Origin of the sequence: Longimonas halophila (assembly GCF_002554705.1) — a bacterium.
Classification (GTDB): domain Bacteria; phylum Bacteroidota; class Rhodothermia; order Rhodothermales; family Salinibacteraceae; genus Longimonas; species Longimonas halophila.
In genome coordinates, this window is record NZ_PDEP01000001.1 from 403,029 (window position 1) to 425,039 (window position 22,011).

Here is a 22,011-nt window from a genome sequence, read left to right on the forward strand (position 1 = left end):
GCATGTGATAACTCTGTAAGTCACGAGCCCCCGATCTCGGCCCGTAGCCCCGGGGGCCTTTAGGTCATGCCTCTGGTGCTACGAACCTCTATCGTGGTCCTCGTTTCGCTCCAGCGGCGCTCGCTCTCGCCGTCAAACCAAACCCCAAACAGTTTCTAAAGGCATGAGACATATAGAGAAAGGTTTGGGACGCATACGAAAGCATGTGCTCCGGCGGTACAGTATATTGCGATGAAACCTGATCAAGAGGGCCAGCCATTGTCGTCATATTCTGACAGTCGGGCACGCTTTCTGTATCGTTGACTGCCCACCACATGGCCTGCCGAGGCTCTTCATTTATGTTCGCATCTGTTATCTTCACGCTGTCATCCGCTTTCGCCTTACTGCATACTGTTCTGGCTCGTGCTGCCATCATGATGATCGTGCGACCTGGGCGGATGGATGATAGCAGGCGGATCGGCGTGGGAGTTTTCATGGCGTTGCTTCTGTTTGCCGCTCCCAATGCACAGGGCCAGTCGGGCGAAGGGCTCTTTGAGCGGGTACCGGCCACGAGCCTCAGCGAAACGCAGCAGCGCGTGTACAATCGTATCGCGGCGCAGCCCACGACTGCCTCTATCCAGATGGTGCGGGTGCGCGTGGACCGGCTGGCTGAGCAACAGCGCGTGCACCTCAATGTATCTGAGACGGACGTGCTGAAGATCGATCGCGGGCGCCTCGAACAGCGCAGCGCAGACGATTATTCGTGGATTGGCGTCCTGGGCGACCTGATGAACCATGCGCACTTCGTGGTGCGATCGGGGCGCGTAACCGGTTCGATTCGTATTGAGGGCCGCCTCTACCAACTGCGTCCGCTTCCGGGGGCAGGGCATGCGCTAATTCAGGTTGACGAGGCCGCGCTTCCACCCACCGACCCTGAAGGGTTGGAGGGCGGTGTCCTCAAGTCTACAGGCGATGAGCAGATCCGCATCCCCCAAGAGGGAGCGGCGCCAGCCCCAGCAACTGAAGACCTGCCGGTCATCGACATCATCGTGGCCTACACGTCGGATGCTGTGGATATGCTTGTAGATGCTCCTGCAGCGATCCAGTTGGCCATCGACGAAACCAACATCACGTACGAAAACAGCAACATACAGGCCCGCGTCCGTCTGGCGCTCGCATACGAGACTCCCACACGGCTGCAGGAGTCATTCAATGATCTGGAGCGCTTCCTAACACCCGGTGACGGCTACTTCGACGAAGTGCACGGACTGCGCTCGACTTACGGGGCCGACATCGCCATGCTCGTGGGCGGACGCGGTCAAAACTTCGGATTCTGCGGTGTGGCCAATCTCATTTATGCGGATGAACCGGATGAAGCGTTTGCCATCACCGCAGGCGACTGCCTGACGGGGAGCTACGTCTTTGGTCACGAAGTAGGTCACCTGCAAGGCGCACGCCATAATCCAGAGGCAGATCCCACAACCACGCCGTTCGCCTACGGGCATGGCAAAACAGACACCGAAAACGGATTTCGTACGGTCATGGCATACAACGACGCCGATCAGTGCCCGGACGGGAATTGCACGCGGGTGCCCTTCTGGTCGAGCCCGGATGTGACATACGACGGTATAGCTACAGGCGATACCGAAGAACGCCACAACACACGGGTGCTGAATGCCACTGCACCGCTTATTGCTGACTATCAGGCATCAGGGGGAGCCGTAGCCACGTTCGACGTAGCCCCGCTGTCGTTGCAGGGAGAAGCGTCGGAGACGCTAACCACGACCCTCACAAACACGAGTCCAGATGCAGTTCTCAACTGGTCGATAGGCCAGAAGCAGGAAGAGCGTACGCCTCCAGCTGGAGACCAGGGCCCGTATGCGTATGTGTGGCAGGATAGCCGGGATGCCGAAGGGCCCGCGTTTGCGTGGCGTGACATATCCACGACAGGTACGCCGCTGTCCTTTGCGGAGGATGCCCGTGCAGAGGTTGCCCTTCCCTTCGACGTCTCGTTCTACGACCAAACGCATAACACAGCCTACGTCAGTCCCAACGGGGCGTTGACGTTTGCGTCCGGTACGTCACTTCCCGAGTTCAACCGCCCGGTGGTGACAGGGGAACAGCGTAGCATGTTGGCCCCGTTCTGGGACGCCATCGACCTGAGCGCAGGCGGGGCGGTCTATGCAGGCATGAGCGAGACGGAATGGTTTGTTGTGCAGTGGGAGAACGTGCGCCGCGTTGACGGTGATGGACCGTACACATTTCAGGTGCTGATCCATCCTGATGGGCAGATTCGTTACCAGTACAAGGAGATGACGGGATCCGTCACGTCGGCTACGGTCGGGATCGCAGACGCCGCGGGTACCGGCGGTGTACAGGTGACGCACAACAGCTCGTATCTGGAAGACAACCTGGCCATTGATTTTGCTGTGGGCACGCAGTGGTTGAATGCGACGCCCCAGGCAGGAACCCTCTTCCCGAGTGAGCAACGGGAGGTAACCGTTGGGTTTGCGCCTCAAGGCTTGCCCCTGGGCACCTACCGCGGCACGCTCCGCTTCATGGCAGAGAACCCATCGACGGCAAGCGTAGCCGTGCCTGTCACGTTCGACTTCAGCGGAGCACGCATAGGCGGCATCGCGTTTCGCGATGGGAACCGCAATGGCGAGCGCGATGCCTCCGAATCCATCCTTAATGGCATTGAGGTTGAACTCATCGAAGATACGAATGCCAACGGACAGCGCGATCCGGGCGAGCCGGTGGTTGGAACGCAGACCACGTCGCAGAGCGGTACGAGCACAACAGCGCAACCCGGGCGTTATCGCTTCATCGGCGTTGATCCGGGCACCTATCTGGTGCGCTACGTCGCAAACCGGGGCAGTGCGCTCATTCTGAATCCGACGACAGCATCCCCACAAGCGATAACCGTGGCGGAGAACGAAAACATAACCGACGTCGATGTCGGGCTGGCTTCTGTCGAGCAGCTATACGTGAACGCAGATGCTGCATCGGGCGGCGATGGGCTTACCTGGCAGACAGCGCTGCGCGACCTGGACGTGGCACTGCGGGGCGCCGTTGGGGAAACCGAGGTCTGGGTTGCCGAAGGTGCGTACACCCCGCCGGGGACCGATACGTCATTTCGCATCACGAGCGCGCAAGACGGGATGCAGGTGTACGGGGGCTTTCAGGGGGTAGAAACCCATCGCGACCAGCGCGATCCTGATCGGTATCCAACGGTTCTGAGTGGTGATATTGGCAGAAACGACCAGGTCGATGCGCGTGGCGTTACACGCACTACTGGAGACTGGTCAGGTACCAACGTCCGGCATGTACTCTACCTTGACGGCTCCTACTCAAGCACCGGAATCACTCCGGCCACCGTGGTTGATGGCATGATCATCACAGCGGGCGGAAGCGGTGCCTTAGTTGGCGGAGGCATTCGCTGCGAGGCGACTCAGGGGATGTGCAGCCCTACCATCCGCAATGTTGACTTCATTGCAAACCGAGCCAACTACGGCGCAGCGTTCTTCATGGGAGCACGTGCCGGTGGTACCAGCAGTCCGACCATTACGGGCAGCGCCTTCGAGAACAACCGTGCCGCGGACAGCGGTGGGGCCATTGGATCGGGCGGCCTTGTGTACAACTGTCGTGGAACGCTGACTTTGCGGGAGGTCACGTTCTCGGGCAACGTTTCTTCAACTGGACTCGCCAACGTTAGAAACCTCGGCGGCGCGTTGTTTCTCGATGACACCTGCGAAGCTGAAATCGCCCAGGCGACGTTCATTGGCAACCGCGCAACAGACAGTAGCGGGGCCATTCACGCACAAGGATCTGGCGCGCTGACGTTAACCGGCGTCACGTTTGCAGACAATTACACCGAGGGCAACGGAGGGGGGCTCCGCATCGAAGGCACACGCACGGCAGCGCTGACCAACGTAGCATTTCTGGGCAACCGCTCCGATGCGCTGGGTGGAGCCATCTACACAGGCGGCTCGTCTGATGTCACGCTCAACATCGTCGGGGCCACCTTTACCGGCAACGAATCCAGTTTCGGCGGAGCGCTATACAACGACGGGCGCTCCAGTGGCGAGAAAACCGTCTCGTTTGCTAACACGATCCTGTGGGACAATCAGGGCAATGGCAGCGACATCTGGAATGCCGGCGATGGCGCTACCGTCGTGATCGATCACACCATTGTGCAGGCTGACGGAGTCGAGAACGAGGGCAGTGCAAGTTTAGACGACCTGGGCACCAACACGAATGCAAACCCGCAGTTTATAGATGCCGATGGGGCTGACAACGTAATCGGGACGCTTGACGACAACGTACGCGTTGCCGCGACCTCGCCCGCACGCGATGCCGGTACCGGGAGTGCGATTCCGGACGGCATCGCGACCGACTTGGCCGGTAACCCGCGCATCCAGGATGACGATGGCGACGGCGCTGCACGGGTCGACATTGGCGCATACGAAGGCAATCTGGCTCCGTCCATCCCGAACCAGGCCCTTACGTTCAACGGCATCGACACGTACATCGGGGCGGATGGCGTAGCTGATGCGCTGGCTGGAGCCGAGGCATTCACGGTAGAGGCCTGGGTGTATCCCACCGAATCGGGCGGTCAGCAGGGGCTGGCGACGTTCCACAATGCCACCGGGGGGAACCGCAATCTGCTCCTTTACCGAGACGGGCAGTTTCAGTACTACGATGGGACTACCGGCTACAAACTCAGTCGCAACGCCTTCCCGCCTGGGCAATGGTACCACGTTGCTTTCACGGTCGACGCGTCAAATGCAGCCACGCTTTATGTAAATGGCCGCCGTGAGGCGACCTTCACCACGAGTGTACGTCCAGAGGCAGGGGGGCGCTTCTCGATTGGGCAGGAGTGGGATGGCGGTCCCACCGCCGGCGATTTTTTCGAGGGACGCATCGATGAGATGCGCGTGTGGGGCATGGCGCGCACGCAGGCTGACGTTCAGGATGGTATGACCGTGTCGCTGGAGGAAGAAAATACACTTGGTGACACGTTCGACCTGGCAAATCTGGTTGCCCACTATCGGTTTGAAGGCAACGCTGCCGACTACACCGGCTTGTATCCTGGGGAGACCGCAGGCACAGCCAGCTATACCGATGACGTAGCCCCAGCCACCGCTACCGATGCGCTCGTCGTGCGGGTGAACGCTGCTGCGCCAGCCAGCGGAAGCAGCAACGGGACCTCGTGGGACGATGCGCACACCGCCCTGCAGGCCGCCCTGAGAGGGGCCGGCCCGCGCAACGAACTGTGGGTTGCGGGCGGCACGTACACGCCGGTCGTTCCGGCTGACCCGGCTAACGTTACCACGGCTGAGCGTGAGGCCAGCTTTCGCATTACCGGAGACCAAGATGGGCTGCAGGTATACGGCGGATTCGCAGGCGGGGAAACCGAGCGCGCACAGCGACAGGGGGCGGCTAACCCCACCGTGCTCTCGGGCGATATCGGAGGCGAAGGCGATGCCTCCGACAACAGCTACCACGTAGTCGTCTTCGACGGGGGGAACGCCATGCGGGGCGACGTGGACGCCAATATCACCGCAGAAACCGTGCTGGACGGCGTAACCATCACGGCAGGCAACGCGAACGGAAACTTTCCCGACCTCAGTGGGGGTGGACTCTACTGCGATGGCAGTGGCACCAACGGCGCGGGGGCTGGCAACGCGTGTAGCCCCACACTCACCGATGTCCAGTTTATCGGCAACGCAGCCCGCTTTGGCGGAGCGATCTACAGCATCGCCTCAGGCGGCGGGGCAAGCCATATGCAGATAGCACGCGCTTCATTTTTCGAGAACGATGCCTCAGAAAGTGGTGGCGCCATCTACTTTGCGGGTGACAACGGCTCGATTGCGACCCGCGTGGTGAACAGCGTATTTGTCGACAATACCGCCAGCCACATTGGCTTCGATGATGGCAATGCCGGGCAGCAGCCGCAGTTCATCCATTCCACCTTTACCGGAGCCAGCGAACAGGCAGTCGATGTGTTCTACTACGACACTGGCCAAACGCCCATTCAGGCCATCAACTCGGTCTTCTGGAATAACGGACCGGGCGGCATTGCAGGAAGTAGCGGATCGGTTGCCGAACCGGATGCTGCAGTAGCCGTGCGCTATTCCATTGTCGAGGAAGCGCGCTACACGACAGGAACCGACGGGGCATCCAACACGCAGGCCAATCCGCGCTTTGCTGATGCCGATGCACCGCTCGGCCCTGATGGCGTGTTCGGCACGAGCGATGACGGGCTGCGCCTGCAGCCCACATCGCCCGCCATTGCCCTGGGCACCTACGCGCCGTTCGAGCCGGGGGGAAGCGCTGAACAGGTGACGACCGATCTTACCGGCCAGGCACGCCGGTTCGGGCTTTTTCCCGATCTTGGACCGTACGAGCTTCACCAGGTCGCATCAACCCAGCGTGAGATTGTCGGCGCAACGGGTCTGTCTGGATACATCGAGCCCAGCGGATTTGGAGGATTGCTGCTGTTGCGCGATGCTGTCGACGGCGACCTGGTATTCACCCGAACCGAGGTTCGACCAGAAAGTCCAGACCTACCCGCTGGCGTGGCGCCGGTTACATGGACGGTTGATGCGTCGCTGAGTGCGGCTCCGACGTACGACCTTGTGCTGGACGTGAGCAGCGTGCCTGGCATCGAGGCCTTCGATCAACTCCTGTTGTACACCTCGCGCGACGGCGGAGCCACATGGAACCGTGTTACTGACTTGGGGGGCACGCTTGTGCTGAGCGAGGACCGCCAGCTGGTGGCCGTGCAAGACCTGACGGGGTTCAGCCAGTTTGCCGTGGCCAGCAGCAATCCAGGCAATCCGCTCCCGGTTGAGCTGGCGGGGCTGGAGGCCCAGCGCGCAGGTCCCGACGCGGTTACGGTGCAGTGGGAGACCCTCTCCGAGCGTAACAACGCCCGGTTCGAGGTGCAGCGCCAGGTGCGATCAGGGAGCGCGCCGCAAACGAATGCGGCATCGGCCGTGTGGGAGACGGTGGCTCATCGCGACGGGGCCGGGACCACCGATGTGCCGCAGCGCTACCGGGCTGAGGATACGGCCCTGCCGTACGCCGCCGACAGCCTCGCCTACCGCCTGCGGCAGGTGGACACCGATGGCACCGAGTCGTTTAGCGAAGCGGTGACCATCGCCCGCCCGGTAATCGGTGCTGAGCTTCTGCCGACGTACCCGAATCCGGCGCGGGGGCAAGCAACGGTGCGCTTTGCCATTCCCGAGCGGCAGGCGGTGCGCATCACGCTCTACGACATTCTGGGACGGCGCATCCGCACGGTTGTGGACGCCGACCTCGAAGGGCGTCACGAACAGACACTCGATGTAGGGCGCCTGGCCAGCGGCACCTACTTCATCTGGATGCAGACCGAAGACGGCGTGGTGGATACGCAGCGCATTACGGTCGTGCGGTAGCTGCTGTACGGTGGCAGCCGGATACGGGGCAGCGAAGCGCGGAGACTGCCGGGGCGACTGCGAGAGGCCCTGCGCCGCGGCGATCGCCTCTGCATCCGCCTGATACCGGGGGATGTGGCGGGGTGCTCAAAATGGCAGCTTTATTGCCCGCGCTGCTGGAGATATCTGCACCTGCTGGTTAACGGCTCTGAAGGCGACCGTTTGAACCATGACGTACGCTATGATATTGTGGACTGCAACCGCTTCCGAATAGGACGAGATATACGGCCCAAGGCAGCCCTGCACCGTCGTGCGTCGTGCAGCGGCTTGGTGTACAGGTAGGTGAGCCAGTTTGAGGTAAGATAGCGGCGATACTGGGCGGGTGTGTACCAGCCACTCATCTGCAGATACCGCAAGTACCGCCGCCGATACGGACCGGCGTATCCGACATGCCACGGTTTGGGGGTATGATTAAAGTGCAGGATCTGAGCGTCGTGAAAGATATTCTGTGGACGAGAATTGCCTTTGAGAGTATCGTAACATACGGTTTTGGTAGACTCGATTGCGCAGTGGAGTTGAGCATTCCAGACTGGATCAAGCACCGTACACGCGTCTCCCATTACGCCATTGAGGGCATCCTGATCATCGACAGTTAGCTCTTCGAAATGGTCGGTCAGCAGGTCGATGGCGCGAGCGGTGATGTCGGCTTCTATCCACCGCTCTACGTCGATCACCATCATGCCGGAGTTGAAGTAGGGGGCTGTGGGGGAGCGCGTCACAACGTCGCTCAACTGCGTAAACCGGCGGCTCTCGGCCATGGTGGGAGCCGAAAAGTTCTGTACAGCTCCGGCAATGGCGCCGTGCAAGGGCACATGGAATAGGTTGCGCACGTCGGCAAGTACCAGAACATCTGCATCCAGATACAAGATGCGTTCACAGGAGGAGAGGGCCTCTGGCAGGATCAACAATAGATACGCTGCACGCCCTACGTGCCGTGGTGCTTTGAGTGCGTCCAGGCGGTGCGTGGCAGCCGTTATGATAGAGAGGGTGGCCAGCGGATGCATCTCGGTGAGCGCCTGCAGCCGATGCCGGGTGCCAACCTGCAGTCCGCCATCTAACACGTAGATCTGGTACGCATGATCGGGCGATGCATGGTAGAGCACCGAATAGAGGGCTACGTACAGCCCGGGGGCCACTTGTTCGTCAGCAGCAAATGCAACGGTGGTTGTGTTCATCATGAGGTAGAGTAGTTGCATTCATGACAGGGTAGCGGGGGACGGAAGGGGAGGAACCTGGGGGTAGATGATACGGCAAAGTCCCAGCCAGTCGGTTAGAATCTGACAACGGTGTGTTAATCTATTGGTCTGCTCCTGGCGCTTCTTTTTATTGCGTGTTGGATGTACATTTGGTGCAGGCATCTTCATGAGTCCCATCTGCAAAACAGCGTTTTAAAGCGGACCTACCGCCCCAACGTACGCATTCTACCGAGCACCTTTCGCCTGCGAATCCCCCTACCCTGCTATGTCTGACGCCGACTCTGCCTTGTCTGAGCACCGCGCCGAGCGCGCCGCGTCGTCAATGAACCCGAATCTAAAGCGCCACGTGCAGTCCACGCAGCAGTTCGAAACGGAAGACTACCTGCGCGGGCTGCGCAACAGGAACCGCGTGATGCTCAGCCGCGCCATCACGCTCATCGAGAGCACGCGTCCCGATGACCAGAAGCAGGCACGCACTGTGTTGGATGCCTGCGCATCTGCCCGTACCAACAGCATTCGCATTGGCATCACAGGGATTCCAGGGGTGGGCAAGAGCACCTTCATCGAAGCGCTGGGGCTGCACCTGGCAGATTCGGGTAAGCAAGTCGCCGTGCTTACGGTGGACCCGAGTAGTGAGCGCAGTCGCGGCAGCATCTTGGGCGACAAGACGCGCATGCCGAAGCTGGCCACGCACGAGAATGCGTTCATTCGTCCCTCACCCACCGGCGGCTCGCTGGGCGGCGTGGCCCGCACCACACGCGAGACCATTCTGCTGTGCGAAGCCGCGGGGTTTACGCACATTCTGGTGGAAACCGTAGGCGTGGGGCAGTCCGAAACCGCTGTGCACGCGATGGTCGACTGCTTTCTGCTGCTGGCGCTGGCGCACACGGGCGACGAACTGCAGGGCATCAAGCGCGGCATTATGGAGATGGCCGACGCCATTGTCATCAACAAGGCCGACGCGCACGAGGATACCGTCGTGCAGCAGACACGCCAGACGCTGCGGCAGGCGTTGCAGTTGCTTCCAGAGCGCACGTCGGGGTGGACGCCGCCGGTGCTCACGTGCTCGGCCCTCAAGAGCAATGGCATTGCTGATGTGTGGCAGGCCGTGCGCGACTGCATCGACCATTTGCGCAAGACGGGCGCCTTTGAGGAGCGCCGCGCCCGGCAAGCGCGCCACTGGCTGCGGGCCACGATCGACCACGCGCTCCAACAAGACTTCTACGCAAACGACCGGGTGCAGCAGGCCCTTCCAGATCTGGAGGATGATGTGGCCTCGGGCACGCGAAGCGCCTATACCGCTGCGCAGCGCCTGCTGGAGCTATATCGGTCGCCAGAGGACAAGGCGTAGCCTCGATATCTACTTATTCAGCAACGACTTGTACTCCGGGTGCTCGTTGATGTAGTGCACCACGTACGAGCAGTACGGCACCACCGTCATATTCTCATTGCGAGCGTGTTCCAGCACATGCTTTACCATAGCGCCCGCAATGCCCTGGCGGCGGTACTGCGGGGGCACCCCCGTGTGCGTGAGTCCGAGCTGACCATCGAGGCGCCGATATGTAACCACCGCTTCGCGGCCTTCGTCGTCAAGCACCGCCACAAAGCGCTGGTTGGCTTCGTCGTGCTCAATCTGGAGGGCGGAGGCATCGATAGGGGCAGACATAGGGCAAGGGCTGGTCAAGATGAAGATAGAGGGATGCATAGGCACGGCTTCTGCCCGCGTGCAGATCCCGCTTCTTTGAGCTATGCAGCCTGCTCGCAGATCGATTTAACGAAGGCGTAGGCGGCCGCGTAGATGCCGGGTTCCTCACTGGCGCGCGGCCCGGCGACATTCAGCACCGCAATGCCGTGTGTGTGCATCCACTGCAGGGCGTCGTTGGTGGCGTGGGAGGGATCCAGCGTTACAACGCGGCACGGACATCCCCGCTCCTTCGCTTCTTGCTGGGTGAGCGCGGTGCCACCTGCAAGCGGCTGCTGGTGCAGGATGAGCGTGCCGTCGCTATCGCGCACGTTCCAGGCGGTGCGCTGCGCATAGCGTTCGGTGGGCGTTTCAGTGAGCGGGTAGCGCGCGGGAATGGGTCCGTCCTCGGCCCGCCGCCCCTTCGGGCACCACCCACCTACAGGCACGCCAGCGTCCAGCGCCGCATCCAAGGCGGCCCGGTCGACGCCCGTCTGCCCGCCCGATACGATGCGCTGGAGTGTCATTGGAGGCATGGTTGCTGTATCCTTCCGTTCAAATCCGTTAGGCTCATGCCGAAATCGACGACACCGGCACGCGCCGCACGCCATCGGTCATCCAGCAGTCTTGATACGGCGCCTGCGTCTGTTTCGACAACCGAAACACATACCCTACGGATCCAGACTCAGTAGAGAGCATCACGCCCATGCGCGCCTGCGTATCGGTCTGCTGCACCGCGCTGTATCGAGCGCCGTCGTGGTCGAGCATGGGACCGTACGCCTCCGTTTCAAAGAGCAGCCGAAACCGCTCCAGCGGACCCGTAGCGCGTTTGTTAGCGGGCGAGGCAAAGCGGAACGCCGCCTCAATCCCGGCATCAGCATGCGGGGCATCGTTATCGCCCAGCGCATCCACCTGAAGGCGCACGACGTCTTCGGGCGACCAATCGGGCGACGGGGCAGGGAGCGAGTCGGAGGAAGTTGGCATAGGTGCAGGGGGAGCAGTTGCATGCAAAAACGCGCCGCCGCTTCCGCCAAGCAGAAGCAAGGCGACAGCGGCGGCTACGGTCACGGTTGCGATGTGTGTTGGGCGGCGAGCAGGCGTCATGGGGCGGGCGGTGTGTGGGAATGGAGTCTTGATTCCGCAGCCCCGAGTGCGCTGTAAGCCAGCGATAAAGCGCCGCAGATAGGCATCTGGAGCTACTCCAGGTGATGGTAATCCAGCTCGTGCTCTTCGTCGATCGCCCGCTGAACCGGAGCCGATGGCGCATCCACTGCATGGATAGCGACGTCCATGCCGCCGTTGCCGGTAGGAACGCAGCGAATGTTCTGCTTCCAGGCCGGATCTTTGTCCGGGTAGTCGGTACGGGCGTGGGCACCGCGCGACTCGGTGCGTTCCAGCGCGCCGCGCAGAATGGTCTCCGCCGTGATCAGCATGGACCGCACGTTCTGCGCGTTCTCGTAGCGCAGCGTGGTGCGGTCGGCCTGCACGTCCAGGTCGCGGGCGGCCTCCTGCAACTGCTGGAGCTGATGCAGCCCTGTGAGCAGGCTGTCCTCGTTCCGCAGGATGCCCGCATGATCCCACATCAGATTGCGCAGGTGCGTCATGATCTCCTCAGGCGTGTGGGTCCCTTCAGAGGCAGCAAGGTGATCTTGCGCCGCCACATACTCGCGAACCTGGGCCTCAGAAAGTGGCGTGTGGGGGCGTGTAGACAGCGTTTCAGCGATGTGCTGCCCCGTAATCTGGCCAAAGACGATCGTCTCCACAAGCGAGTTGCCGCCCAGGCGATTGGCGCCGTGTACGCCCGTCGTGCATTCGCCCACCGCGTAGAGCCCGTCAACCGCGGTCTGACCCGTCTCAAAGTTGACTTCGATACCTCCCATCGCGTAGTGGGCAGTGGGGGCCACCTCCATCGGCTCTTTGGTGATGTCGACGCCCTGCTCGGCAAATTCTTCCACCATGCGCGGCAGCCGCTCGTGGATGTAGGCGTCGTCGCGGTGCGAGATGTCGAGCAAGACGGCGTCGTTCTCGGTGCCACGGCCCTCGCGGACCTCCTGCTCAATGGCACGGGCCACCACGTCGCGCGCATCCAGCTCCATCTGATTCGGGGAGTAGCGCTCCATAAAGCGCTCGCCCTCAGCATTATAGAGGCGTCCGCCTTCGCCGCGAACGGCCTCGGTGACGAGGTGCCCCGCTTCTTCCTCCGGATGCACCTTGCCGGTGGGATGGAACTGCACGAACTCCATGTCGCGCAGCGACACGCCCGCCCGAAAGGCCAGCGCCTGCGCATCGCCCGTGTTCTCATCGGGACGCGATGAACTGCGGCGGAAGAGCGAGGTGTGTCCGCCCGCAGCAATGACCACGGCATCCGCATCAAATGCTACCGGACGGCCGGTTTCCATGTCGAATCCGACTGCGCCCGTCGCGCGCCCATCGTCCACCACCAGATCCGTGATGTAGAGATTCTGGCGATAAGGCACGTTCAAGGTCATGGCCTTCTGCACGAGGGTCTCCATCAGCGCCTTGCCCGTGCGGTCGCCCACAAAGCAGGTGCGCCGAAACGACTGCGCACCGAAGTAGCGCTGATTGATTGTGCCATCGTCGGTGCGGTTGAAGTCTATGCCCCACGCATCCAACTCGCGGATGCGCTCAGGCGCCCGCTGGCAGAGCAGTTCCACCGCGGTGGCGTCGTTGACGAGGTGCCCTTCGTTGAAGGTGTCGGCGGCGTGGATTTCCCATCGGTCTTCAGGATCGAGGCTGCCCAGCGAGGCGTTGATGCCACCCGCGGCCCAGATGGTATGCGCATCGCCATGGTCGCGCTTGCCCAGCACCAGACAGTCGATGCCCTTCTCGGCCAGCTCAATGCTGGTGCGAAGTCCAGCCGCACCGGCGCCAATGATGAGCACATCGGTTGTGACCGTTTCTATGGGAGGGGAAGTAGCCATAAGGGAGCATGTACGATAAGCGAGGATACAGCAGAATGCCTGTAGCACGTAGTGTGCGTGAGGCGGCAATACAAGTCCGTACTGCACGCTATACAACTCGCACGAAGCGGAGAGTTTTCGCTGTGTAGAGGCGTTAGGCAGGAATTGGAGGAACGTAACAGGTGTGCCGAGGTCGTTGGATGCTGTACGGTGCCACACGAGATGAAATAGGGGGTAACGATTCGGAATGAGCCAGAATAGTTGTGGGCTTTCCTGGGATAAGCCCGAGATCGGCGTTTGTGGCGTGTGAGGCGTATGTTAGGCTCGCGTTACTGGGTAACCAGGCGCGATGGCTTCGATCCGCCTGACGACACGCGACATGAAACGATCTGCCTGATGGATTCCGTACCTATGTGGCGGCATGTGCAGGTTTCCTTCCTCCGTTGTTGATCGCCTTGTGGCAACATACGCAATCCCAACATCCCCCATTCCCTCACGCCGTTCGGGCGTTTCCCCCTTCGCGAAGGGGGGACACGAGCGTTAGCGACTGACGAAGCGAAGCGGAGTATATGTCGCGTAGCGACAAAGGGGGATGCCCGTCCCGCAAGGACAACGGAAAGGCCGAAAGAGAGATGCCAGAAAGAGCAGTACACAAAAACGCTGCGCACGGGGCTGGCGTGCATCCCTCCAGCCCAGCTCTGACGTATCTGCGGCGCGGATGCAACGGACGACCCCAGTAGCTCGCAGCAGGGTTGCCTATTTTTGTACGGGCCAACAGTTCCCCATCGTTCTCATCGACGGAGTTAGATGAGGACATACGAAGATACTGCGTTCACAAGAGGATCTCGTCGCGAGGCTCTGCCTCGTGACACAGCAGTTCAGGGGCTCTGCCCCGATTCCGAACAAGAAATAGCAGAGGACCGGATCAAGTGCATGAACTCCTATAGATTGACCCAAACGCAAAACGCCCCGCGCCACCCGGTGCCAGGTGATTCGGGGCGTTCTGCTTCGTGATAGTAGGCCCGGAGGGTCTCGAACCCCCAACCCACAGATTAAGAGTCTGTTGCTCTACCAGTTGAGCTACGGGCCTCTGTTTTTGCAAGCGCTATGCACATGCAAACCCTAATTTTGATCCCCTCTCTATCGCACGGGGCGTGTTTTATTCAAGAGCTTCATGGTTTAGGGCACGCCCTACACATCCAGCTCATCCGCCTCGGTGGCGTGCTGCATGATGAAGTTGAAGCGCGCGGAGGTGTCGCGGCCCATCAGGTCGGTGATGGTCTGCTCGGTGTGCAGGCGCTCGGTGTCCGGAATGGTAACCTCCAGCAGGCGGCGCTTGTCGCGGTCCAGCGTCGTGGCGTTGAGCGTCTTCGGCATCATCTCGCCGAGTCCCTTAAAGCGCTGAATGTCGACGTTCAGATTGCGGCCGTCGCTCTTGATCTCGTCGATGATTGCATCGCGCTGGGCGTCGTCGAGGGCCCAGTGGGTGTCTTTGCCCGCGTCGATGCGGTAGAGCGGCGGCTGGGCGATGTAGACGTAGCCGCCCTCAATCAGCGGCGTCAGGTAGCGGTAGAAGAACGTGAGGAGCAGCGTTGAGATGTGATGGCCATCCGAATCCGCATCCATCAAGAGGATAATCTTGTAGTAGCGCAGGTGATTCAGGTTGAAGCCTTCGCCCAGTCCGCACCCAAGCGCCTGCACGATGTTCGACAGCTCTTTGTTGTTCTGCACCCGCTTCAGCGAGGCCTGCTCGGCGTTCAGGACCTTTCCCCGCAGCGGAAGCACCGCCTGCGTGGCGCGGTCGCGGGCCTGCTTGGCGGATCCGCCTGCCGAATCCCCCTCAACGATAAACAGCTCGCACTCGCTGGGCACGTCCGAGGAGCAGTCGGCCAGCTTGCCGGGCAGGTTCAGACGGCGCGATGTGCTGCTGCTCTTCCGAGCGCGCGAGGCGGCACTGCGACTGGCTTTGCGGGCCTTCGCGGCCTGAATCACGCGCGTCGCAATGGCCTCGCCTGTGGTCGGATGATCGTTCAGGTACTGCTCCAGCTCCACGCGCACCGAACTGCTCACTTGCGAGCGGACCTCCGGGTTGTTGAGCTTGTCCTTCGTCTGGCCCTGAAACTGCGGATCCACATGAAAGAGGTTCACAATCGCCACGAGTCCCTCGCGGGTGTCGTCGCTGGCAATGTCGAGCCGGTGTGGCACCAGGTCGTGCGTATCCATGTACGCCCGCAAGGTGGTGCGCACGGCGCGGCGCAAGCCTTGCTCGTGCGTGCCGCCGTCCTGCGTGGGGATGCCATTCACGTACGACAGAATCTTCGGCTTCGGCGCATCGGTCCACTGCAAGGTTACCTCCAGCCGACCGTCGCCCTCGAAGTCGTCGTCGACCAGCGAAAAGACATCGTCGTGGATCGGCGCCACCTGCAAGTCCTCCAGGATGTGCTCCAGATACTCCACAATGCCGCCCTCGTGCTGAAAGACGTGGCGCTCGTCGTTCACCTCGTCCTTAAACACGATCTTGAGCGACCGATTCAGGAAGGTCTTCACCTTCAGCGTCTCCTTGATCCAGGCCGCGTCAAACGTGGTTGATTCGAAGATTTCCGCATCCGGACGAAAGAAAATCTCGGTGCCGGTGCCATGCGGATCGTCCTCAATCCGCACCACATCGCCCAGCGGCGTGCCCGCCCGGTACTGCTGCCGGTACGACCCGCCGTCGCGCTTTACGGTGGCAATCATCTCCTCCGAGAGCGCATTCACGACCGAGGCCCCCACGCCGTGCAGTCCGCCCGAGGTGATGTAGTTGCTGCCGTCAAACTTGCCGCCGGAGTGCAGCGTGGTCAGGATCAGTTGCAGCGTCGAGATGCCCTTCTCCGGATGCACATCGATCGGAATCCCCCGCCCGTTGTCGCGCACCGTCATGCTCTGGCCATCCTCATGCAGCACCACATCGATGTACGACGCATAGCCATTGGTGGCCTCGTCGACAGCATTATCGACCACCTCCCACAGCATATGGTGCAGGCCCGGCTTGCCCGTGCCGCCAATGTACATTCCGGGCCGTTTGCGCACCGGCTCCAGCCCTTCGAGCACTTGAATGTCTTTGCCGGTATAGGTTGTTGTGTCTGGCATGAACCGTCTATTCGTATGGGGTAGAATACAGGGGGATGCGAATCGTCGTGCCATCCCGACATACGGATGCGCATCTCACAGGCTCCATCCCGGTTACGAGGGATTGGAATCGCGCACGTTGAGCTCTCGGCTCCCGCCCGCCCGTCCGGCACAGTGCAAAGGGATATGCACGACCGCGCTCGCCATGACATTATACATAGGCTGTCATCCTGAGCGCAGCATCTGCGCCCAGCAGATGCGCAGTCGAAGGATCTCCTCCATGCTGGGCACAGCCTTCGTTTGGTGGGCTTCCATCAACGGTGCGGGAGATGGTTCGACTCCCGGCTCCTGCGTCGCCGTCCGCTCACCATGACATCGATGGGAGAAGGGGCGCCCCCTCAACGGCTGTCGCCTTGAGCGAAGCGCAGCGGAGTCGAAAGGTCTCCTCTACTCCAGCACACCTTCCAGCCCACCAGGCACCTGCCAACCGAGCCGGAGATGGTCCCCCGCTGGCGCTCTGCGCGGACGGTCCTCCGTCCAGTTACAGCACGCAACGTCTCAGCCCACCTTCACCTCAATGGGTTCGTAATGCACCTCCGCAAAGTAGCCGCGCTTAATGACCACATGGCCTTTGCCGCCGCGATTGGTGATGTCGTACTTGGTCGTGCGCACAATCTCCTCGCGTCCGTTGTTCGTGACCACAGTGAGGCCCTCGCGTGCCATGTCTGACAGCGTAGCGCCCAAGAGGCGGTCGTCGTCCTGAATCCGCATGCCAATAACGCCTTTGGCCGGACCTTTGTAGACCGACACCTGCTCGACCGGGAAGATCAGTACGCGCCCGCCGTGCGAGGCCGCACAGACGTGTTCATGACCTTGCGCCAGCAGCGCCCGCACCACCTCGTCGTTGCCCTCCAGCCGCATAAACATGCGTCCAGATCGAGTAGACGGCTCCATGAAGCCTTCGACCGTGAAGCGCGTGGTCTGGCCTGTTTTGGTGAGTGCAACAACGTAGGGCGGATGCGGCTCTTCGTCCTCGGCCACGCCGTTCTCGTCGAAAAGCTGCTGCTGGTCGGGCTCTTCGGGACGCCCTGGCGGTAAGGCACGGTCGTCGAAGCTCACCACGCCCACTACGCGCTCGCCGTCGTCGAACGAAAACAGCTTCTGCACCGGATCGCCGTAGCCGGTGGTGCTCGGAATGTCGTTGATGCGCACGGTGTAGCAGGTGCCGTAGTTCGTGAAGAAGCCCACCGTGGCGCGGGTGGAGCCTTCGAGCACCCAGCCGACCTCGTCGCCGTCGCGCACGCGAATCGAGTCGAGGTCGGTGTAGGAGCCCTGGCGCTTCACCCAGCCGTCGCGCGTGACGATGACGTAGGCATCGCTCTCGATGATGTAGTCTGCTTCGGTGTATTCGATGGCGGCATCGGGCCCGCGAATCTCACTGCGGCGGTCGTCGGCGTAGTCGGACTTCACCTGCACCAGCTCCTCGCGCACCATGTCCCACCGCGCGGATTTGTCGTCAAGCAGCGCACGAATTTCGGCAGCGCGGGTGCGCTTGGCCTCCAACTCCTCCTCAATGGCTTCGATCTCCATTTGGGAAAGGCGGTAGAGCTTCGTATCGAGCACCGCATCGGCCTGGGTGGTGTCGAGTCCAAACCGGTCCATGAGACGATCCTGCGCATCCTTTTTGTTGGTGGAGGCGCGGATCATGGCAATGGTTTCGTCGAGCGCATCGAAGATGGTTTCGAAGCCTTCGAGCAGGTGGATGCGCGTCTCCAGCTTCTGCAATTCGTGGCGAAGCCGCCGCGTTACGACGCCCAGCCGAAACTGCAAGAAGTGCTGCACAATGGTGCGCAGGTTCACGCGCTCAGGCGTACCCACGTCGGCGCGCTCGGTGGGCACCAGGCACGTCATGTTGACGTGGAAGCGGTGCTGCAGCTGCGTGTGCTTGAACAGATACGCCATGGCCGCCTCGGCATCGGAGCCGCGCTTCAGCTCCAGCACAATGCGTACGTCGTCGGTCGACTCGTCGCGCACGTTCGAGAGCTGCGGCACGTTCTCATCGGCGATATGGTCGGCAATAGACTCCACAATCTTGCTTTTGTCGACCCCGTACGGCACCGACTCGATGATGGCGCGGGTTTTCCCCTTCATGCGGTAGCCGCCCCGCATCTCGATCGTGCCCTTGCCGGTGGCATAAATCTCGCGCAGCTCCTCTTTGGTGTTCAGGATAGCCCCGCCGGTCGGGAAGTCTGGGGCGGGCACGTGCTGCCAGAGCGCCTCGGCCGAGGCGTCGGGGTCGTCAATCAGATGCAAGCAGGCATCCACGACCTCGCCCAGGTTGTGCGGCGGGATGTTCGTGGCCATGCCCACGGCAATGCCACTCGCCCCGTTCACGAGCATGTTGGGCACCTTGGCCGGAAGCACCACCGGCTCCTGGAGCGTGCCGTCGAACGTGTCGCGGTACTCCACCGTGTCCTGCCGTAGTTCGGTGAGCAGCTCCATCGCGAGCGGACGCAGCTTGGCCTCGGTGTAGCGCATGGCGGCGGGATTGTCGCCGTCGAGCGAGCCGAAGTTGCCGTGGCCGTCGACCAGTGGGGCGCGCAACGAGAAATCTTGCGCCATGCGCACCATCGCGTCGTAGATGGCAGTGTCGCCGTGCGGGTGGTACTTCCCCATCGTCTCCCCCACAATGGTGGCGCTCTTGCGGTGGCGCCCGTCGGGGTAGAGGTTCAAGTTGGTGAACATGGCGTACAAGATGCGCCGCTGCACCGGCTTCAGCCCGTCGCGGATGTCGGGCAGCGCACGGCTGGTAATAACAGACAACGCGTAGTTGAGATACCGCTTGCGGGCGGTTTTGTGCAGTGAGATGGACTCAGTCTCCGGCATAGAGGATGCTAAATAACGGCTATAACAGATGCGGGTGAACGCGTGTTTTCGTCAACGAGCCGCAGCACAGGCGGTTGCAGCCGTGCCACACGTAGCGGCATGAAGTGTGGTTGCAGAGCCGGGAGAGCATCTGCACAGCGTTTTGCGAACGAATGGAGACGTGAAAGCAAGACGTAACGACCAAGACCGCCATGTTGTGCAACGCGGTGGATGGCGGAGTTGAGATGAGATAAGCAGGAGGGCAAGTCGTGATGCTTTCCTCTGTCTATTACAAACGGGCTGTTACGATGCCTTAACGAGAGGGCAATTCGTACGTTTTCGAGGCGCCGGTTTGTACATTGCCCGCACACATATTGCCCCTATCCGCACACTTGCGCCATGAAATTGCTGCTTTTCGACATCGACGGTACGCTGCTCCACGCCAACGGATCGGGGCGCGTGGCCATTGAGCATGCCCTTGCCGACGTATTTGACCGGCCCATTGCGACGGACGAGATTTCGTTTTCGGGGCGTACCGATCCTGGCATTATGCGTGACATCCTGGAGTCCAACGGCATTGCGCCCAGCACGGCCAACGTGAAGCGTGCGTTGAATGCGTACCAGGAGGTGGTGCTTCAGCAGGGCAATCCGGGCGATGTGACGCTCATTCCGGGCATACCGCCGTTATTAGACAAGCTTGCCGAGCGTACTGACGTGACGTTGGCGCTGCTTACCGGAAATGTGCGCGCAACGGCGTTCTGGAAGCTGGATGCGGTGGGGCTGGATCGGCACTTCGCGTTTGGGGCGTTTGGCTCTGACGACGGCAATCGCCACAACCTGCCGCCGGTCGCCGTACGGCGGGCACAGCAGCACACCGGTCGCACCTTTGTGGGGAGCGATGTCGTGATCATTGGCGATACGCCCCACGACATTCAGTGCGGACGCGGCATTGGGGCGTTTTCGGTGGGCGTGTGCACGGGTTCGTACGAGCGCTCCATGCTGGAGCCGCACCGCCCCAACGTGCTTTTCGATACACTGCAAGATACAGAGGCATTTGTTCAACGCGTGGTGGAGTTGTAGCCTGGCGCTCTGCACGGGGCCTGCGCTGACGATTTCGTAGCACAATACACCGTATCTGTAGACCATCACTTCGGAGTCGGGGCGTTACGGTGCTCCACCGTACAGTTCTCCACTCTCCTGCGAAACATCTTTGTCACTTGTAGTTACAACAAGATGTAATTACAAGCTGTGACGTGCAGTGCTGAACCTTCAGCACGAGCCCCGCAGCACATACATACGCGGACACGAAGACACGCTATGAGACGACAGGGGGCCATACGCCAGATTGCGCTGTTGGCACTGCTTGGGGGAAGCCTCATGCTGACAGCTTGTGTGCAAGACACATCCGATGCTGAGGAGGCAGCCTACAACGCATCGGTGGTTGCCGCTCAGGCGCGTGTCGAGACCAGCGTTGAGGGACTCGATGTGCTCCGTTCGTCGCTTGCCCGGCAGATAGATGATCCCGACGCGGTCGATCAGTCCACGTTTGCGCGGGTCTGCCAACCGGTGGGACGGCGGGCGCAGGCGCTTGCGCAAGAAAACGGCTGGGTCGTGCAGCAGTTGGCCGAGCGTAACCGCAATCCGGCCCACACGCTCGACGATGAGGCGCGCACGGTGCACGAGCGCTTTGCTGAAAATCCGGACTTGCAGCGCGTGTGGCATGAGGACACGGTGCTTAACGGCACGTCGGGGCAGCGCTTCTTTCAGCGCATCACGGTAGAAGAGACATGCCTGGCCTGCCACGGCCCGAAGGGCGACCGGCCCGCCTTTGTGAAATCGGGCTATCCGAATGACCGAGCCTACGGGTTCGAAACCGGCGATTTGCGTGGGCTCTATGCGGTGTTCGTCCCCGACAGCCTCCTGACCGCGGCCCAGCACTGAGATGGTTCCAGACAGGCATGGCCTACTCAGTCCGGCCCCGCGAATCCCGACACACCTTTCCAAGCCGGATTCGACTGAAAGCGCTTTTTCGCCACTTGTTGCACGCAACCCAATCCTGTTATGAGTACGCCTTCCGCCAATGGCGCGGCCTCGCTTGAGGAGCGCCTCAACGATCCCCAAACCACAAAAGCGCTGCACCGCATCCTGGACCGCCTCGACGCGATCGAAGACGCTGTCGACGGGCTTGCTACCGCCGTCGATCAGGCGCCGCAAGCCGCGAATATGGTCACCGACATGGTCGATGACGGCTACCGCACGGCCGAGGCCCACGGTGTGGATCTGGACGAGCGGATGCATCTGGCGCTGCAGCTCACCGAGCGCCTTACTGCACCGAAGACGGTCGAGACCCTCACGCGGCTCATGAACCGGATGGACGACGTGGACCGCCTGATTGACTTGGCGGACCAGGCGCCTCAGGCAGCCAACATGCTCGTCGATATGTTCGACGATGCCTATCGCGCTGCCGAGGCCTCGGGGCACGATCCTGAACTGGTGCTACGCCGCACCGCAGAAGCCCTCAGTGAACTGAGCGCCTTTGTCGGCTCCGACGAGTTTACCGCGCTCAAAGACTCCGGTATTTTGGATCCGCAGGCCGTATCAGTGGTCGGCAAAGCGGGGGATGCGCTGGCCGACTGCCGCCGTGAGTGCGGTGATGAGCCGCCGCAAGTGGGGCTGTGGGGCCTGTTCAAGGCACTTCGCGATCCCGATACGCGCCGCGCCCTGGGCTTCCTGACCAGCTTCGGCAAGCATTTTGGCCGCAAACTGCAATCGTAACGCCA

12 protein-coding genes and 1 tRNA gene are annotated in these 22,011 nt (G+C 61.5%); 5 read left to right on the plus strand and 8 right to left on the minus strand.

The window, feature by feature from the left end; translation table 11 throughout:
• Positions 1 to 473 precede the first annotated feature (473 nt).
• On the plus strand, positions 474 to 7,421 hold the full coding sequence (locus CRI93_RS01610; RefSeq protein ID WP_176521612.1) for a LamG-like jellyroll fold domain-containing protein: 6,948 nt from the start codon (positions 474 to 476) through the stop codon (positions 7,419 to 7,421).
• A gap of 218 nt (positions 7,422 to 7,639) precedes the next feature.
• Here CRI93_RS01610 and CRI93_RS01615 read toward each other — a convergent pair whose 3' ends face one another.
• Positions 7,640 to 8,638: a glycosyltransferase family 8 protein gene (locus tag CRI93_RS01615; RefSeq protein WP_176521613.1), complete on the minus strand. Its 999-nt coding sequence runs from the start codon at positions 8,636 to 8,638 to the stop codon at positions 7,640 to 7,642.
• 283 nt (positions 8,639 to 8,921) lie between these two features.
• Here CRI93_RS01615 and meaB point away from each other — a divergent pair, with 283 nt between their 5' ends.
• Positions 8,922 to 10,007, plus strand: coding sequence for a methylmalonyl Co-A mutase-associated GTPase MeaB (gene meaB / locus CRI93_RS01620; RefSeq protein WP_098060850.1), 1,086 nt, complete (start codon positions 8,922 to 8,924; stop codon positions 10,005 to 10,007).
• A gap of 9 nt (positions 10,008 to 10,016) precedes the next feature.
• Here the strand turns inward: meaB and CRI93_RS01625 are convergent, their stop codons facing one another.
• The 7 genes from CRI93_RS01625 to CRI93_RS01655 all read right to left on the minus strand — a co-directional run bounded on the left by CRI93_RS01625 (position 10,017) and on the right by CRI93_RS01655 (position 19,252).
• Entirely contained in the window at positions 10,017 to 10,322 is a 306-nt protein-coding gene (locus CRI93_RS01625) for a GNAT family N-acetyltransferase (protein ID WP_098060851.1), read from the minus strand.
• Positions 10,323 to 10,402: 80 nt separating this feature from the next.
• Positions 10,403 to 10,864 carry a putative molybdenum carrier protein gene (locus tag CRI93_RS01630; protein WP_217992485.1) on the minus strand — a complete coding sequence of 154 codons (462 nt, stop codon included), beginning with the start codon at positions 10,862 to 10,864 and terminating at the stop codon, positions 10,403 to 10,405.
• Positions 10,865 to 10,907: 43 nt separating this feature from the next.
• Complete coding sequence (locus CRI93_RS01635; protein ID WP_098060853.1) at positions 10,908 to 11,321, minus strand: DUF4864 domain-containing protein; 414 nt, start codon at positions 11,319 to 11,321, stop codon at positions 10,908 to 10,910.
• A 212-nt stretch (positions 11,322 to 11,533) separates the two neighbouring features.
• The gene (locus tag CRI93_RS01640; protein ID WP_098060854.1) at positions 11,534 to 13,279 is read right to left on the minus strand and encodes an L-aspartate oxidase; all 1,746 of its coding nucleotides are present in this window, start codon (positions 13,277 to 13,279) and stop codon (positions 11,534 to 11,536) included.
• 996 nt (positions 13,280 to 14,275) lie between these two features.
• Positions 14,276 to 14,348: transfer RNA gene (locus CRI93_RS01645), tRNA-Lys, on the minus strand.
• A gap of 101 nt (positions 14,349 to 14,449) precedes the next feature.
• Positions 14,450 to 16,387, minus strand: coding sequence for a DNA gyrase/topoisomerase IV subunit B (locus tag CRI93_RS01650; protein WP_098060855.1), 1,938 nt, complete (start codon positions 16,385 to 16,387; stop codon positions 14,450 to 14,452).
• A gap of 537 nt (positions 16,388 to 16,924) precedes the next feature.
• A complete protein-coding gene (locus CRI93_RS01655; protein WP_098060856.1) occupies positions 16,925 to 19,252 on the minus strand; it encodes a DNA gyrase/topoisomerase IV subunit A in 2,328 nt (775 codons plus the stop codon).
• Positions 19,253 to 19,630: 378 nt separating this feature from the next.
• Between CRI93_RS01655 and CRI93_RS01660 the strand changes: the two genes are divergently transcribed.
• From CRI93_RS01660 to CRI93_RS01670, 3 genes are all read left to right on the plus strand, one after another.
• Positions 19,631 to 20,311, plus strand: coding sequence for an HAD family hydrolase (locus CRI93_RS01660; protein WP_098060857.1), 681 nt, complete (start codon positions 19,631 to 19,633; stop codon positions 20,309 to 20,311).
• 237 nt (positions 20,312 to 20,548) lie between these two features.
• Positions 20,549 to 21,172 carry a Tll0287-like domain-containing protein gene (locus CRI93_RS01665; RefSeq protein WP_098060858.1) on the plus strand — a complete coding sequence of 208 codons (624 nt, stop codon included), beginning with the start codon at positions 20,549 to 20,551 and terminating at the stop codon, positions 21,170 to 21,172.
• A 120-nt stretch (positions 21,173 to 21,292) separates the two neighbouring features.
• Positions 21,293 to 22,006 (plus strand): helical membrane plugin domain-containing protein, encoded by a 714-nt coding sequence (locus CRI93_RS01670; protein ID WP_098060859.1) that lies wholly within the window; start codon positions 21,293 to 21,295, stop codon positions 22,004 to 22,006.
• Positions 22,007 to 22,011 lie beyond the last annotated feature (5 nt).

Coding starts and splice junctions, on each gene's coding strand:
- CRI93_RS01610 (WP_176521612.1), top strand. CDS start 474: ATGGCGTTGCTTCTGTTTGCCGCTCCCAATGCACAGGGCCAGTCGGGC.
- CRI93_RS01615 (WP_176521613.1), bottom strand. CDS start 8,638: ATGATGAACACAACCACCGTTGCATTTGCTGCTGACGAACAAGTGGCC.
- meaB (WP_098060850.1), top strand. CDS start 8,922: ATGTCTGACGCCGACTCTGCCTTGTCTGAGCACCGCGCCGAGCGCGCC.
- CRI93_RS01625 (WP_098060851.1), bottom strand. CDS start 10,322: ATGTCTGCCCCTATCGATGCCTCCGCCCTCCAGATTGAGCACGACGAA.
- CRI93_RS01630 (WP_217992485.1), bottom strand. CDS start 10,864: ATGACACTCCAGCGCATCGTATCGGGCGGGCAGACGGGCGTCGACCGG.
- CRI93_RS01635 (WP_098060853.1), bottom strand. CDS start 11,321: ATGCCAACTTCCTCCGACTCGCTCCCTGCCCCGTCGCCCGATTGGTCG.
- CRI93_RS01640 (WP_098060854.1), bottom strand. CDS start 13,279: ATGGCTACTTCCCCTCCCATAGAAACGGTCACAACCGATGTGCTCATC.
- CRI93_RS01650 (WP_098060855.1), bottom strand. CDS start 16,387: ATGCCAGACACAACAACCTATACCGGCAAAGACATTCAAGTGCTCGAA.
- CRI93_RS01655 (WP_098060856.1), bottom strand. CDS start 19,252: ATGCCGGAGACTGAGTCCATCTCACTGCACAAAACCGCCCGCAAGCGG.
- CRI93_RS01660 (WP_098060857.1), top strand. CDS start 19,631: ATGAAATTGCTGCTTTTCGACATCGACGGTACGCTGCTCCACGCCAAC.
- CRI93_RS01665 (WP_098060858.1), top strand. CDS start 20,549: ATGAGACGACAGGGGGCCATACGCCAGATTGCGCTGTTGGCACTGCTT.
- CRI93_RS01670 (WP_098060859.1), top strand. CDS start 21,293: ATGAGTACGCCTTCCGCCAATGGCGCGGCCTCGCTTGAGGAGCGCCTC.